This is a genomic window from Kiloniella antarctica, from assembly GCF_042682825.1.
Lineage (GTDB): Bacteria > Pseudomonadota > Alphaproteobacteria > Kiloniellales > Kiloniellaceae > Kiloniella > Kiloniella antarctica.
This window is the reverse complement of record NZ_JBHUII010000013.1, coordinates 385,133-399,969: the sequence shown is the minus strand read 5'-3', so window position 1 is coordinate 399,969 and position 14,837 is coordinate 385,133. Positions and strand designations below refer to the sequence as shown.

Sequence of the window (14,837 nt, the reverse complement as noted above, 5' to 3'; positions counted from 1 at the left end):
GATTAGTTGCGGCCCTTTTATCAGCAATATCTGCTTTCGTTATTCAGCAGCAACAGCAAGAGGGTCTAATCTTGCGGCACTATATTTAAATTCAGGGATTTTTCCGAAAGGATCAAGCTGAGGATTGGTCAGCATATTTGCCGCAGCTTCAGAGAAACAGAACGGCATAAAGATCATACCTTCAGGTACTTCACGATCTTGACGAACTTTCAGGCTTACTGTGCCGCGACGCGTGGTGACAGAAACCCAATCACCAGCAACAATGCCAAGGCTATTCATATCCAAGCGATTAACAAAGACAACAGCTTCTGGTTCAAGGTTATCAAGAACCTGAGAGCGACGTGTCATTGCGCCCGTATGCCAGTGCTCGAGTAATCGACCTGTTGTTAGTACCAGTGGGAATTCCTTATCAGGAAGCTCTGCTGGATCGATAAGGGCTGTAGAAACGAGTTTTCCACGCCCGGAAGCGGTAGGGAAGCCTTGGGCGAACAAAATTTCTGTTCCTGGTCCGTCTGCGCTTGAACAAGGGTAGGTCACGACTTCTTCACGTTCGAGACGCTCCCAGGTAATGTTGTTGAGAGATGGCATAATTTGCGCCATTTCATTGAATACTTCTTTGGGATGAGTGTATGACCAGTTCAGGCCCATGTGTTGAGCAAGTTCCTGGATCAACTCCCAATCCTGCCGAGCTTCTCCGGGAGGAGAAACAGCCGCACGACCAATTTGAACCTGACGGTTGGTATTAGTAAAGGTTCCATCTTTTTCTGCGTGTGCGGAAGAAGGCAAAATAACATCTGCATGCCAGGCTGTTTCTGTCATGAAAATATCCTGAACCACAAGGTGATCCAGCTTAGAGAGCGCTTCGCGTGCATGATGTTGATCGGGATCTGACATCGCCGGGTTTTCACCTTGGATGAACATACCCGTGACGTTGCCATCGTGGATAGCGTCCATCGTTTCAACAACAGTCAGGCCTTTTTGCCGGTCGAGCTCCATACCCCAGAAGTCTTCCATACGAGTACGGATTTCTTCGTTTTCAACGGATTGGTAATCGGGATACAACATTGGTATCAAGCCCGCGTCGGAAGCCCCTTGTACATTGTTCTGACCACGTAGAGGGTGCAGACCAGTACCTGGACGGCCGATCTGACCAGTGATCAAGGACATCGCAATTAAGCTGCGGACGTTATCTGTTCCGTGAGTATGTTGAGAGACACCCATGCCCCATAGGATGAGAGATGCTTCTGATGTCGCATAGACGCGGGCAGTTTCACGTAATGTTTGCGCATCAATACCACAAATTTCAGCCATGTCTTCTGGTGAGAAATCTTTGATGTTAGTTTTTAGCTCTTCGAAGCCTTCTGTGTTAGCTTGAACATATTGAACATCATAAAGGTTCTCTTCGATGATTGTATAAATCATCGCATTGAGCATCGCGACATCGCGACCTGGCTTAAATTGGAGATGTTTGTCTGCGTATTTTACCAAGCTTTGTCCGCGGGGATCTAAAACGAATAAGTGCTTTTTGGGATCCTTGGCGGCTTGTTTTATGTAGCTTGCTGCAACAGGGTGATTTTGTTCTGGGCGGCAACCAATAATAATGATGCACTCTGCTTCGGCGACTGATGTAAAGGGTGCAGATACGGCACCAGAGCCCACACCTTCCATAAGAGCAGCCACAGATGAAGCATGACATAGGCGAGTACAGTGATCGACGTTGTTACTACCAAACCCTGTTCGTACCAGTTTTTGGAATAGATAAGCTTCCTCGTTCGAGCCTTTGGCCGAGCCAAATCCCGCTAGAGACTTAGGGCCTTTTTCATCGCGAATCTTACTGAGGCCAGAAGCTGCTCGTTCAAGCGCTTCTTCCCAGGTGGCTTCTCGGAAAAATTGAGAGAAGTCATTGTCAGGAACACCGATGTCCCAACCTCTTGGCGCATCATCGCGACGGATAAGTGGCTTGGTTAGGCGGTTGGCATTATGAATATAATCAAATCCAAACCGCCCTTTAACACAGAGACGCTTTTCATTTGCAGGACCGTCACGGCCATCAATTTTAAGAATTTTATCGTCTTTGACATGGACTTCGGTCTGGCAACCAACGCCACAGAACGGGCAAACAGAGTTTATGATCTCATCAGGGTATTCTTCACGTTGTCCAACTTCGTTAAGAAGTGCGCTTTCCATTAAAGCGCCAGTTGGACAAGCTTGAACACATTCGCCGCAAGCAACACATGTGCTTTCACCCATGTCAGCACCAAAATCGAACACGATACTTGATTTTGAGCCACGGAAAGCCATACCGATAACATCGTTGACTTGAACATCACGACAGGCGCGAACACAAAGGTTGCAGTTGATGCATGCATCAAGATTTACGGCAATCGCTGTGTGGCTTAGATCTGCTGGGGGGCGTTCATGAGCAGGAAATCTACTGGAAGTAACATCGATGTCAGAAGCCCAATTCCAGAATTTCGAATTCGGTTCATGGGCTTCCTCGCGCTTAGGCTGGTCAGCAACAAGAAGTTCAAAAACCATTTCACGGGCTTTTTTTGCACGTTCGGTTGCGGTGTTAACAACCATACCCTCTGCAGGCTCTCTTATGCATGAAGCGGCAAGAGTACGTTCCCCTTCGATCTCAACCATGCAAGTGCGGCAGTTACCATCAGCTTCATAACCAGGTTCAGGTTGGAAGCATAAGTGTGGTATTTCAGTGCCAAGACGATCAGCAACTTGCCAAATTGATTCGCCCGGTTTGGATGTTACTTGGTCGCCGTTCAGTGTGAAGCTTACCGGCTTATCATTTGCCAAGACGGACATTATAGTTCCTCCGGAAAGTGTTTCATGGCTGACAGCAATGGGTTTGGAGCTGCTTGACCCAAACCACAAATTGAAGCATCCATCATAACAGTTGAAAGCTCTTTAAGAAGATCCTGATCCCAGGTTTTTTCTTCCATCAGACTAACAGCTTTTTCGGTACCAGCCCGACAAGGGGTACATTGTCCACAGCTTTCGTCTTCGAAAAAGCGCATAAGATTCATTGCAACATCACGTATGTTGTCTTGATTTGAAAGAACAATTACAGCAGCTGAACCGATGAAACATTGATGTTCTTGAAGGGTATCAAAATCAAGGGGTACGTCCCCAAGAGAAGCAGGTAGAATTCCTCCAGAAGCGCCACCAGGAAGATAGGCTTTGAATTCCTGCCCATCCGCCATACCATCACAATATTCATTGATAAGCTCTTTGATTGTGATGCCAGCAGGAGCAAGCTTAACACCTGGATTTTTAACACGCCCGGATACTGAAAATGATCTCAGACCTTTGCGGCCATTACGGCCGTGGCTTGTGAACCATTCTGGTCCTTTTTCGATTAAGTCGCGGACCCAATATACTGTCTCAATGTTATTCGTGAGAGTTGGTAATCCAAAAAGTCCTACTTGAGAAGGAAACGGCGGCTTGTGGCGAGGATAGCCTTTTTTACCTTCAATGGATTCAATCATGGCTGATTCTTCGCCACAGATATAAGCGCCAGCACCTCGTCGGAGATCTAGTTTGATTCCGTTATTTAGACCTTCTGCGTACAACCGCTCTATCTCTTTTGTGAGAAGCTTGATAACAGCAGGATATTCATCGCGAATGTATATATAACTGGCTTCTACTTCACCAACCCATGCCCCGATGAGCATACCTTCTAGAAAACGATGAGGATCTGTTTCGAGATAATGGCGATCTTTAAATGTACCAGGTTCGCCTTCATCACCATTGATTGCCATTAATCGTGGCTTTGGTTGTTGGCGAATGATGCTCCACTTCAAGCCAGTTGGGAAGCCAGCGCCACCGAGACCCCGTAGGCCAGTGTTCTTTAACAGGTCAATGATCTCATCGCGATCGTACTTACCTTCGTAACATTCGCGCAAAACCTTGTATCCGCCATCGGCGACATAAGCATCGTAATCGCGATAATCTACCTTGGCCGGATGGATGTCTTTGTTTTCAGTAACTGCAGTGATCTTTTCGACAGTCGCATGTTCAACATGGTTATGACCAACCTCTGCTACAGGCGCGCAATCGCAGCGACCCATGCAGGGAGCCGTGATCACACGAACGTTCTTCGCGGCAGTTTTTGAGAGGTTTTTCAAGATATCCTGAGCGCCCGCCATTTCACAGCTAAGGCTTTCGCAGATACGCACGGTAATCTCGGCCGGGGCTTTTTCACCATCAAGGACAATGTCGAAGTGTGCATAAAAGGAAGCGACTTCGTAAACTTCGGCCATCGGGAGTTTCATCTCATCCGCTAGGGCTTGAAGATGTCCGGCGGATAAACTTCCGTAAGTATCTTGGATCAGATGGAGGTGCTCGATTAATAAATCTCGCTGGCGAGATCTATTACCCAGCAGGGCTTTGATTTCCTCCTGGGCTTTGTTCTCGAGCTGTCGTCCCTTGGCGAAAACAGGCGGCTTTCGACGTCCTGATCCCGGATGAATTTGGCGCTTTACAGGAGGATTATCTTTCTTAGAAGAATCCAAAACAATACTATCCGACATTACTCATGTAACTCCACGACATTCAGCCCTATTTTTAAGGCGTGCTATACCGGTTAACCCGGCCTTGCTATTTCTCATATTCGGTATCAATTCACCCGGATGCTAGCTTTAGTTTAGCTTAGTCGCAGTGAGGTTCTATCGTATTTCCGAAGCTTTCCGTGTCATTTTATAGTGCTTTGTATGTGTTGGGTAGTAATCGATAGTAATGGGTCATTCGCAAAGTCCTATGCTTTAATAGGGTATTGCTATCAGCGCTGCGAGTGCTTTGAACGAAGTCGCTGTGCAGGTGTATTGTCGGTAGATGGGTTTTTATCTCATCTTATCTGTGGTTTAATTTATGAATGTTATAGAGTTTCTTTGGAATAATCTTTTCTAAATTGGCTTGTCTCTGCCCAGGGATCTTTATCTCGGGTTGTTTTCCATCGGTAGTGTGAGATTTTTATTAATAATGAATAGTAAAATTGATTTTCGGGTTCTTGAACTTCTTTCATCTCGTCTTTGTCACGATCTTGTCGGCCCTGTTGGTGCGGTAAACAACGGCCTAGAGCTTATGCAAGACGATTCATTTGGTATGGCCGATGATGCGTTAAATCTCGCTTCTGCTTCGGCAACGCAGGCTGCGGTGACTTTACAGTTTTATCGGCTTGCTTACGGGCTTGCTGGTAGCCGTATGGGAAGTGATTACGCAACGCTAAATCAATTGGCGCAGAACTATCTTGCACACACCAAGGTAGTTTTTAGCTGGCCCGAGCTACAAGCACCTGAAGGCCTACCTGATAATGGTGGGAAAGTACTCCTTAATCTAATTGCTTTTGGTCTTGAGATGTTACCCCGTGGCGGAACGATAACAGCGCTAAGTGGTAATTCTGATACTGGTACTTTCGTGGCAGTTACTGTTGCTGGTGAATCAATTTCGATTCGCGAAGAAGTTTTAGAAGCGCTCAAGGATGATGTTGATCCGGAAAACTTAACTCCGCGCAATGTTCATGCTTATTTTACACGGTTTCTTGCAAAAAGAAGTGGGTCTGATCTTTTGATTAATAATTCCGTAGAAGGACACGTTCAATTAATCGTATCGTTCTAAAGAAAGCTATAAGATAGTAATCCTATTTGTTAAATTTCTAAGATGGTACGGGTTTTAAGGTTTAGAGCCCTACTCTATATAAAGCGGCTTTCCTTTTGGAATGCTGCTTTTTTATTAATATTAATCCAAGTTATTGCGAATAAGTCTCATTTTCCCGGTTGAATTGTTGCGAATGATTTGCAATATTCATTTTGTTTCGTAGAGAGTTTACCCTCTTGGATAATTTAAATGTCACTTCGAAGTGATAATAATAGGAGACAGTCGATATGAAGGCTGCTTGGTTAGCGACAACAGCTATGCTTACTGCTGCTGCATTCAGTGCAACAGTGGCTCATGCAGAAGAAGTTGTGAATGTATACTCATCTCGCCATTATCAGACAGATGATGCACTTTATGACAACTTCACCAAAGAAACCGGGATTAAGGTGAATTTGATTGAAGGTAAGGGGGCGGCTCTAATTGAACGGATCAAAAGCGAAGGGGCTAATAGTCCTGCCGATGTTTTGATTACAGTAGACGCTGGTAACTTATGGCGTGCAGATCAAAAAGAAATTTTCCAGACCGTTTCTTCATCCGATCTTGATGCTCGAATTCCTGAAAACTTACGCCATCCAGATGGTAAGTGGTTCGGTCTTTCAACACGTGCTCGTATGATTTTCTTTGATAACTCTAAAATTAAAGCGGGTGAAATTTCCAGTTATGAAGACCTCGCCGATCCAAAATGGAAAGGCAAAGTTTGCATTCGGAAAAGCTCCAATATCTATAATCAATCTCTTTTGGCCTCTATGATTGCAGAAAAAGGGGAAGAAGCAGCTGAGAAATGGGCGGCTGGTGTTGTCGCTAATTTTGCTCGTCAACCGGTAAAAGGTGATACCAATCAGTTGCGGGGTATTGGATCAGGCGAATGTGAAATTGCTGTTGCTAACTCTTACTACTTTGTTCGCTTACAAACTACGCCAAGTGAACAGGATAAAGGGCTTGCGGACAAAATTGGTTATGTTTTTCCCAATCAAAATGATCGTGGCACTCATGTAAATATCTCCGGCGCAGGGGTTGTTAAATCATCTCCTAATAAAGAAGCAGCGGTAAAGTTTATTGAGTATCTGACAAGTAATCAGGCACAAAACTATTTTGCAGATGGGAATAACGAATTTCCTGTCGTCGAAGGCGTAGCTTCCAATTCAGCTGTTAAGGCTCTCGGTGAATTTAAGGTCGATACCGTTAACGTATCGGTCTATGGTGAAAACCAGATCACAGCTCAGAAAATCTTCGATCGGGTAGGCTGGAATTAAAGCACCTACTTTTTAGAAAACTAATTTTCTAAAGTATAAAAAAGAGCATTCTCTAGACATCGGTTTGGGGGATGCTTTTTTTATGGGTGCTTCTAGACGTTTGGGAGTTGAGTTTAATTGGTTTCAGAAAGACCGCAGTTCTTTAGGTTCTAGCGAGAGTTTATAAATTTCTTACTGACTTCCTGCACGACTTTTCGAAATCGCTCTGGTGAGAAGGATCAAAGGAAGAATGCCGACCAACACGATGGTTAGGGATGCTGTAGATGATTCTGATAAACGTTCATCTGATGCTAGGTTATAAGCGTGAACAGCAAGTGTATCGAAGTTGAATGGTCGCATGACGAGTGTTGCTGGTAACTCTTTCATAACGTCAACAAACACAACAAGACCAGCAGTCATAAGGCTGCCACTCATAATTGGGATATGTACTTGCCAGAGCGTCCTTAGAGGGCCTAATCCCAGTGTTCGGGATGCATCTTCCATGCTTGGTCTAATTTTACCAAGGCCAGTTTCTACGGTGTTAAGGGAAACAGCTAAAAACCTTACAAGATAAGCAAAAACCAAGGCAGTAATAGATCCGGTAAGCAAGAGACCGGTCGATATATCAAAAGTGGCTCTCATCCAAGCGTCAAACGAGTTGTCTAGAATGGCCAATGGAAATAAGGTGCCAATCGCAACAACTGTCCCTGGAACGGCGTATCCCATTGCTGCTATGCGGGTGGCCCATTTAGAAATGACGTTTGGCTGCATTCTATTTGTATAAGCCAGTAGGACCCCAATAATTACCGCGATGACTGCGGTTATTGCAGCAAGGGTAAAGCTGTTAAAGGCTAGTTTGAAGAATTTGGTACCGAACTGTTCGTCTCCCAAACTGATTGTCATATCAATTAAGATAAGGGCAGGAAGAATAAAGCCCAGGGTTAGAGGCAGAGCACAGGCACATAATGCGAGATACTTCTTAAAACCTCTGAGCTGATATTCTGGTAAGTTCTGATAGCGGTTGGTCGCGTGATGGTATTTGGACTTCCCTCTGCTTACTTTTTCCAAAACAAAAACGGTGAGTATAAAGAGCAAGAGATAGGTTGAAAGCTGTCTAGCGGCAGCGAGATCGCCCATATTTTCCCAAGCGTTCATAATTCCCGTAGTAAAAGTTTGAACGCCAAAAAATGAAACTGTACCAAAATCAGCAAGAGTTTCCATTAAGGCAAGGGATGTTCCTGCAATAATCGCTGGGCGGGCGAGGGGGAGGGCTACTCGGAAAAAACTCTCCCAAGCGTTACAACCAAGGGTTCTGGAGACTTCGAGGGCACAAACTGACTGCTCAAGAAAGGCGGCTCGGGCCAGCATGTATACATAGGGATAGAGGACGAGAGACAGCATCAATATAGCGCCTCCGATCGAACGAACCTCAGGAAACCAATATTCTTTGAACTCTATCGAGAAAATATCTCTGATCAATACTTGGACGGGACCACTGACTTGCAAGAAATCAGTATAGGTATACGCCATTACGTAGGCGGGAACTGCGAGTGGAAGAATAAGGGCCCATTCAAAAAAACGTTGCCCTGGGAAACGGCACATGGTCACGAGCCATGCGGTACTGGTCCCGATAATCGCAACGAGAAGGCCAACTCCTAGTGCGAGTATTGAAGTATTAATGAGGTAATTTTTGAGAACAGTACTGACTAAATGGTCCCAAACATCGCTCTTAGTTGCAATGCCTGCACTTATAACGCTGAGGATTGGAAAGGCAAAAAGTAAAGCTATCGCCAAGGCGGCCCAAGTCCAGGACCCTGTTTTTCTCTTGGATCGAATTTCAAGGTTATTGTTATTAACCACATTCGGGTTTTGTGGCATTTTTCTCGAATCCACCAAACTTTTTTCACACAGAATTTTTAATTAGTAACGAGTCTCATTTAAGTGCATGAGCTAAGCTCTCAAGCTAGGGCTTGTAAAGGATAAAGCGTCATAAAACTTTATCCTTAGGACTTTAAAATCATTAAATTATGTATCTTTCTAATTAAAGTTAACGAAGGAACGGGATTGGGTAAGAGGTTATTAATCTTCCTTTGCCAAGCTTATGCATGAATGAATAGCGGATTGCAGCTTTATTGTGTCCGTAGTGCTTGATCAAGATGGAATGGATGCGCAGTTATGGATGATCTTTTGAGCGAGTTTCTGACTGAGACCAGTGAAGGCCTCACGACACTCGATGTGGAACTTGTTAAGCTCGAACAGAACCCAAACGACAGTGAATTGCTCGGTAACATTTTCCGACTTATGCATACGATTAAGGGTACTTGTGGGTTCCTCGGATTGCCAAGGCTAGAGTCAGTGGCTCATGCTGGTGAAAACATCATGAATAAGTTTCGTGATAAAGAACTATCAGTAACTCCAGCTGGTGTATCTCTGATTTTGGAATGTTTGGACCAAATTAGAGATATTTTGCAGACCCTCGAAGCGACGGAAAAAGAACCGGAGGGTGATGACACTGATCTTATTAATCGCCTAAATGCACATGCTGAGGGCGGTGATCAGGCAGCAATACCTGAGGCCGCACCTGCTCCAGTATCAGATACTACTGATGCTGATATGGGTGACGCTGTTGATGACGATGATGAAGAAGATGAGCTTGAAAAGGCTTTCAGATTAGCTCTTGGACCCGATGAACTTGCTGCTCAAGCTGCTGAAGCCGCAGCGCCTGAACCTATTGCGGAAGTTGTCGAACTGAAACCAGAGCCAACTCCTGCACCCAAAGCGGCTCCTAAAAATGCAGCACCTGCCGCGCCCGCAGCTGAGGCCTCTTCTTCGGTAGCCAATCAATCCATTCGTGTAAGTGTTGATGTTCTTGAAAACCTTATGACGATGGTTTCTGAATTGGTCTTAACCCGAAATCAAACACTGCAAATTCTAAGGGCGCATAAAGAAAGTGACTTTGCGACACCGTTACAACGCTTAAACCATGTGGTTTCTGATTTGCAAGAAGGGGTTATGAAAACCCGTATGCAGCCGATCGGTAATGCTTGGGCTAAGTTGCCTCGTATTATTCGTGACCTTTCTCATGAACTAGACAAGAAAATTGATCTGGTTATGAAGGGGGCTGAGACAGAGCTTGACCGTCAAGTACTTGAGTTGATTAAAGATCCTTTAACTCATATGGTCAGAAACTCTGCAGATCACGGTTTGGAAACACCAAGCGAGCGTCTTGCCGCAGGTAAGCCTGAAACGGGCCAGGTCATCTTGAACGCCTTTCATGAGGGCGGTCATATTATCATTCAAATTTCAGATGATGGTAAGGGCCTGAATACTAACCGTATCAGAGAGAAATGCCTCGAAAATAATTTAGCGTCTGAAGCTGATTTAGAGTCTATGAACGATCAGCAGATTCAACAGTTTGTTTTCAGAGCAGGGTTTTCAACTGCTGCAGCAGTAACAGCCGTATCTGGTCGTGGTGTTGGTATGGATGTTGTTCGTACCAATATTGAGAAGATTGGAGGCACTGTCGAACTCAGTTCTACAGAAGGTAAAGGCACGATCTTTACCATTAAAATTCCTCTGACTTTGGCGATTGTGTCCGCTTTAATTGTTGAATGTTGTAAAGAACGCTTCGCTATTCCTCAGCTTTCAGTTGTTGAGCTTGTAAGGACTTCTGCGCATTCTGAACACAAAATTGAGCATATTAACGAAACACCAGTTCTCCGTTTAAGAAACAGATTGTTACCTCTCGTTACCTTGCGGGATCTTCTGAAATTGTCTGACCCTGATGCTGAAGGTGAGCAGGGGGAAGTAACGGAAGTACGTGAAGATAACTTTATCGTTGTCTCTCAAGTGGGTACCTATACGTTTGGTATTATTGTAGATCGGGTTTTTGATACCGAAGAAATCGTTGTAAAACCAGTTGCGCCTATTCTTCGTCATATTCAATTATTCTCGGGAAATACAATCCTTGGCGATGGTGCTGTTGTTATGATTTTGGATCCGAATGGTATTGCTGCAGCGACAGGCGAAATTGCTGTTGCCGATACAGATATGGGTGGTTACGAAGATCGCCATGCGGCAGCGGGTGAAGAAAAAGTAGCAATGCTTGTATTCAAATCAGGAACGGGAGCACCGAAAGCGGTGCCACTTGCTTTGATTGCACGTCTTGAAGAAATCGACCTTGCTAAGGTTGAAAGCTCAGGTGGACAACATGTTGTTCAGTATCGTGGACAGTTAATGCCGTTGATTCCAATGCAATCAGATATGCAGTTGGAAGCAGAAGGTCGCCAACCCGTGCTTGTTTTCTCAGACAGAGAGCGTTCAATGGGATTGGTTGTCGATGAAATCATAGATATCGTTGAAGACCGAATGAATGTTGAGTTGAGTGGCGAAAAAGAAGGCTATATCGGTAGTGCAATTATTGCTGAAAAGGCGACGGACGTTGTTGATGCTGGATATTTCTTAACTCAGGCGTTTCCAGACTGGTTTGGTTCGGATGCTGGTAAAGAAAACTTTGAAAGCGATCGTTCCCGTATTTTACTTGTCGACGATAGTCCGTTTTTCCGCAATTTGTTGATGCCAATGCTATCTGTTGCCGGATATGAAGTGAAAGCTGTCGAATCAGCGAGTGAAGCACTTGCTCTTTGTGAGGAAGGGTTGATTTTTGATGTGATTATTTCCGATATTGAAATGCCTGGAATGAACGGTTTCGAATTTGCTCAGGCTGTTCAGGAAGACCATCGTTGGTCCAAAATTCCAATGGTTGCGCTTTCTGCTTTTGCGTCACCATCCGATTTGGTTAAAGGGCGTGCGGCAGGATTTAGAGACTATGTTTCAAAGACAGATCGCGGTGCTTTACTGACAACACTTCAAGATACAATTGCCGACCTTAAAGGCGCTGCTTGAGACACATCGTGGTTGAGATAATTAGTAGCCAGCGACAAATAGTAGAAAGAACAATGCTGTGAGTGATGACTATCAAGAAAACGAAGATTTTGTGACCTTTTTTATCGCAGGCCAACTTTTTGGTGTGCCGGTACTGAGAGTACAGGATATAATTAACCCACAACGCATAACGCCTGTTCCTTTGGCTCCTCCTGAAATTGCAGGATCATTGAACCTACGGGGACGCATTGTTACTGCGATTGACGTTCGGAAAAGATTGGGATTGCCAGCACGTGATGATAAAAACTGCATGAGCATTGTTGTCGAGAACGGCCACGATTTGTACAGCCTAATGGTTGACAGTGTTGGGGAAGTTCTTGATGTGGATGAGAGTTCATTTGAACGTAATCCTCCGACTTTGGATCAACGTTTTCGGGATTACTCTCAAGGTATCTATCGTCTTGATGGTCGCTTGTTGGTCATCCTCGATGTTAATCGCTTTTTGGATTATGGCCGTAGCGTTGATGCTGCATGATCATACTCGGGTTACTAGAGTTTAAAAATATGAGTAATATAAAACAAGCTGGAGCAATAATATGAAGACCTGTTTGGTTGTCGATGACTCCAAAGTCGTGCGAATGGTTGCACGAAAAATTCTTGAAGGACTAAATTTCCAGGTTGAAGAAGCAGAAGACGGTCAAAAAGCACTGGATGCATGTGTTGCTTCCATGCCAGATGCAGTTTTGCTAGACTGGAATATGCCTGTCAAAGATGGGTTGGAGTTTTTAAAGGATCTCCGGGTCCTACAGGACGTGGAGCAACCAATTGTTGTTTTCTGTACCACGGAAAACGATATGCAACATATCCAGCAGGCCATAGCTGCCGGGGCCAATGAATATATTATGAAACCCTTTGATAGTGACATCATAGAATCTAAATTTATACAGGTGGGCCTCATTTAATGGCCTTGCCCATGAATTTATCCTCTACTGATAAAGTTGAAAAATCTGATAATGCCTATCGGATAATGGTAGTTGATGATTCCGCTGTCATTCGTGGTCTGCTGACAAGAATTCTGGAAAGTGATCCTAGTGTTACGGTGGTTGAGTCTGTACCGAATGGTGAAATTGCAATTAAACGTCTAGCAATCCATGATATTGATGTCATTGTGCTGGATATTGAGATGCCAGTTATGGATGGCCTGACAGCTTTACCAAAGCTACTTGCGGTGAAGCCCGACGTTCAAATTATAATGGCGTCTACACTCACACGTAAAAATGCTGAAATTAGTTTGCGCGCAATGCGTTTAGGAGCTGCGGATTATATACCAAAGCCGACAAGTTCAGGAGAGCTGACTAAAGCCAGTGATTTTAAACATGAGTTAGTGGAAAAGGTTAAGGCTCTTGGTCAAGTTGCGCGTAGCGGAAAGAAGGCTCCATTACCTACAGCAAAGACTGGGCAGGCAAATGTAAATAAGCCTAAATTAGCTCCTGCACCGTCGAGTTTATATCCAACTAAAAGTATTGTACTCAGAAAAGACAAAATAAATAAACCGGATATCCTGGCCATAGGCAGTTCTACAGGGGGGCCGCAGGCCTTATTCGATGTTCTTGGTAATCTTGGTGCGATAACTCAGCCTGTCGTCGTGACACAGCATATGCCAGCAACTTTTACGGCTTTGCTTGCAGAGCATATTTCCCGTGTATCGGCCATGCCAAGTAAGGAAGGTGAAGATGGGGAAATTCTGAAAGGCGGTACTATTTATCTGGCTCCTGGTGGGTTTCATATGGTTTTTGAAAAGCAAGGGGCAAACGTTGTCATTCGCTTAAACCAAGAAGCACCAGAAAATTTTTGCCGGCCTGCAGTTGATCCAATGTTAAGAAGTTTATCCAAAATTTACGGCTCTCGTCTTCTTGTCCTAATTCTAACAGGTATGGGAAGTGATGGTCTACGAGGTTCCGAAGTTGTGACAGCCGCGGGCGGCTCAGTCATTGCACAGGACGAACAAACAAGTGTTGTATGGGGTATGCCTGGTGCTGTGGCGACTGCTGGACTTTGTTCCGCGGTTCTACCCATTAAAGAAATGGCATCCAATGTGCGACAACTTGTTCTGAGGTCGGCGGCATGAACGTGAGTGATTTCGAATATATTTCCCAGTTTCTAAGAAAACGTTCTGGGCTAGTCCTAAGTCAGGATAAAGCGTACTTGTTGGAAAGTCGCTTAAACCCTGTGGCAAGAAAGTGGAACCTTAGTGGTTTCGATGAGCTTGTCCAGAAGGTGAGAGCATCCAATGACGAACGCATTTTAAGTGACATTACGGAAGCGATGACAACAAATGAGTCGTTCTTCTTTCGTGATCAAAAACCATTTGATTTATTCAAAGAGATGGTTCTTCCACAATTACTCGAGAAAAGGGCCGGAAGTAAAACAATCCGGATCTGGTCTGCGGCATGTTCTAGCGGACAAGAACCTTATACTTTGGCAATGTTGTTGAAAGAAGCTGGCGCGGCGCTGGCTGGTTGGAAAATTGAAATTGTTGCAACTGACCTATCTAATGACATTCTCGATAAGGCCAAAGAAGGGGTTTATACTCAGTTCGAGGTTCAAAGAGGTTTGCCAATTAATTTGTTGGTGAAGTACTTTCAGCAAGCTGGTGACCGGTGGCAGATTGATAGCTCCATTCGGAATATGGTGACATTTAAATCCTTCAACCTTCTGGATAGTCCTGCAGCACTTGGTAAATTTGATGTTGTTTTTTGCCGAAATGTTCTCATTTATTTTGAACAGGCAACCAAGTCGGCTGTATTGACGAATATAGCAAAACAAATGCCAGACGATGGGTTCCTGTATCTGGGCGGCGCGGAAACTGTTCTCGGAATTTCTGATGACTTCCAGCTTATTCCCGGGAAGAGAGGAATTTATGGACTCGTCCGTAACGGCCAACCCGCTCGGGCAGCAGGTTAATATAAAATCGTAATAGAAAAGGGCGTGGAACTTAAGTTCCACGCCCTTTTCTTATGTTTTTTGACGATTGTTATTTTTACGAGACTA

Annotated in this window: 10 protein-coding genes; 7 read left to right on the top strand and 3 right to left on the bottom strand. The window is 44.6% G+C overall.

Features of this window, described 5'->3' with window-relative positions:
• Positions 1 to 39: 39 nt before the first annotated feature.
• Together fdhF and ACFSKO_RS20435 are read right to left on the bottom strand one after the other, a co-directional pair.
• A complete protein-coding gene (fdhF, locus tag ACFSKO_RS20440; RefSeq protein ID WP_380255180.1) occupies positions 40 to 2,820 on the bottom strand; it encodes a formate dehydrogenase subunit alpha in 2,781 nt (926 codons plus the stop codon).
• Positions 2,820 to 4,547, bottom strand: a complete 1,728-nt coding sequence (locus tag ACFSKO_RS20435) for an NAD(P)H-dependent oxidoreductase subunit E (protein WP_380255178.1) — start codon at positions 4,545 to 4,547, stop codon at positions 2,820 to 2,822. The genes fdhF and ACFSKO_RS20435 overlap by 1 nt, the downstream gene beginning before the upstream one ends.
• Positions 4,548 to 4,995: 448 nt before the next feature.
• On the opposite strand from ACFSKO_RS20435, the gene ACFSKO_RS20430 reads away from it, so the two are divergent.
• Both ACFSKO_RS20430 and ACFSKO_RS20425 read left to right on the top strand, forming a co-directional pair.
• Positions 4,996 to 5,631, top strand: a complete 636-nt coding sequence (locus ACFSKO_RS20430; protein WP_380255176.1) for a histidine phosphotransferase family protein — start codon at positions 4,996 to 4,998, stop codon at positions 5,629 to 5,631.
• A gap of 266 nt (positions 5,632 to 5,897) precedes the next feature.
• Positions 5,898 to 6,923, top strand: coding sequence for a Fe(3+) ABC transporter substrate-binding protein (locus ACFSKO_RS20425; RefSeq protein ID WP_380255174.1), 1,026 nt, complete (start codon positions 5,898 to 5,900; stop codon positions 6,921 to 6,923).
• Between the two features lie 171 nt (positions 6,924 to 7,094).
• On the opposite strand, the gene ACFSKO_RS20420 is transcribed toward ACFSKO_RS20425, so the two are convergent.
• Complete coding sequence (locus ACFSKO_RS20420) at positions 7,095 to 8,780, bottom strand: ABC transporter permease (protein WP_380255172.1); 1,686 nt, start codon at positions 8,778 to 8,780, stop codon at positions 7,095 to 7,097.
• A 297-nt stretch (positions 8,781 to 9,077) separates the two neighbouring features.
• On the opposite strand from ACFSKO_RS20420, the gene ACFSKO_RS20415 reads away from it, so the two are divergent.
• The 5 genes from ACFSKO_RS20415 to ACFSKO_RS20395 all read left to right on the top strand — a co-directional run bounded on the left by ACFSKO_RS20415 (position 9,078) and on the right by ACFSKO_RS20395 (position 14,750).
• Positions 9,078 to 11,807, top strand: a complete 2,730-nt coding sequence (locus ACFSKO_RS20415; RefSeq protein ID WP_380255170.1) for a hybrid sensor histidine kinase/response regulator — start codon at positions 9,078 to 9,080, stop codon at positions 11,805 to 11,807.
• A 58-nt stretch (positions 11,808 to 11,865) separates the two neighbouring features.
• On the top strand, positions 11,866 to 12,321 hold the full coding sequence (locus ACFSKO_RS20410; RefSeq protein ID WP_380255168.1) for a chemotaxis protein CheW: 456 nt from the start codon (positions 11,866 to 11,868) through the stop codon (positions 12,319 to 12,321).
• 61 nt (positions 12,322 to 12,382) lie between these two features.
• Complete coding sequence (locus ACFSKO_RS20405; RefSeq protein WP_380255166.1) at positions 12,383 to 12,748, top strand: response regulator; 366 nt, start codon at positions 12,383 to 12,385, stop codon at positions 12,746 to 12,748.
• An 11-nt stretch (positions 12,749 to 12,759) separates the two neighbouring features.
• Entirely contained in the window at positions 12,760 to 13,914 is a 1,155-nt protein-coding gene (locus tag ACFSKO_RS20400) for a protein-glutamate methylesterase/protein-glutamine glutaminase (RefSeq protein WP_380255164.1), read from the top strand.
• A complete protein-coding gene (locus ACFSKO_RS20395) occupies positions 13,911 to 14,750 on the top strand; it encodes a CheR family methyltransferase (protein ID WP_380255161.1) in 840 nt (279 codons plus the stop codon). Before ACFSKO_RS20400 ends, ACFSKO_RS20395 begins: the two co-directional genes overlap by 4 nt.
• The last annotated feature ends 87 nt before the right edge of the window (positions 14,751 to 14,837 follow it).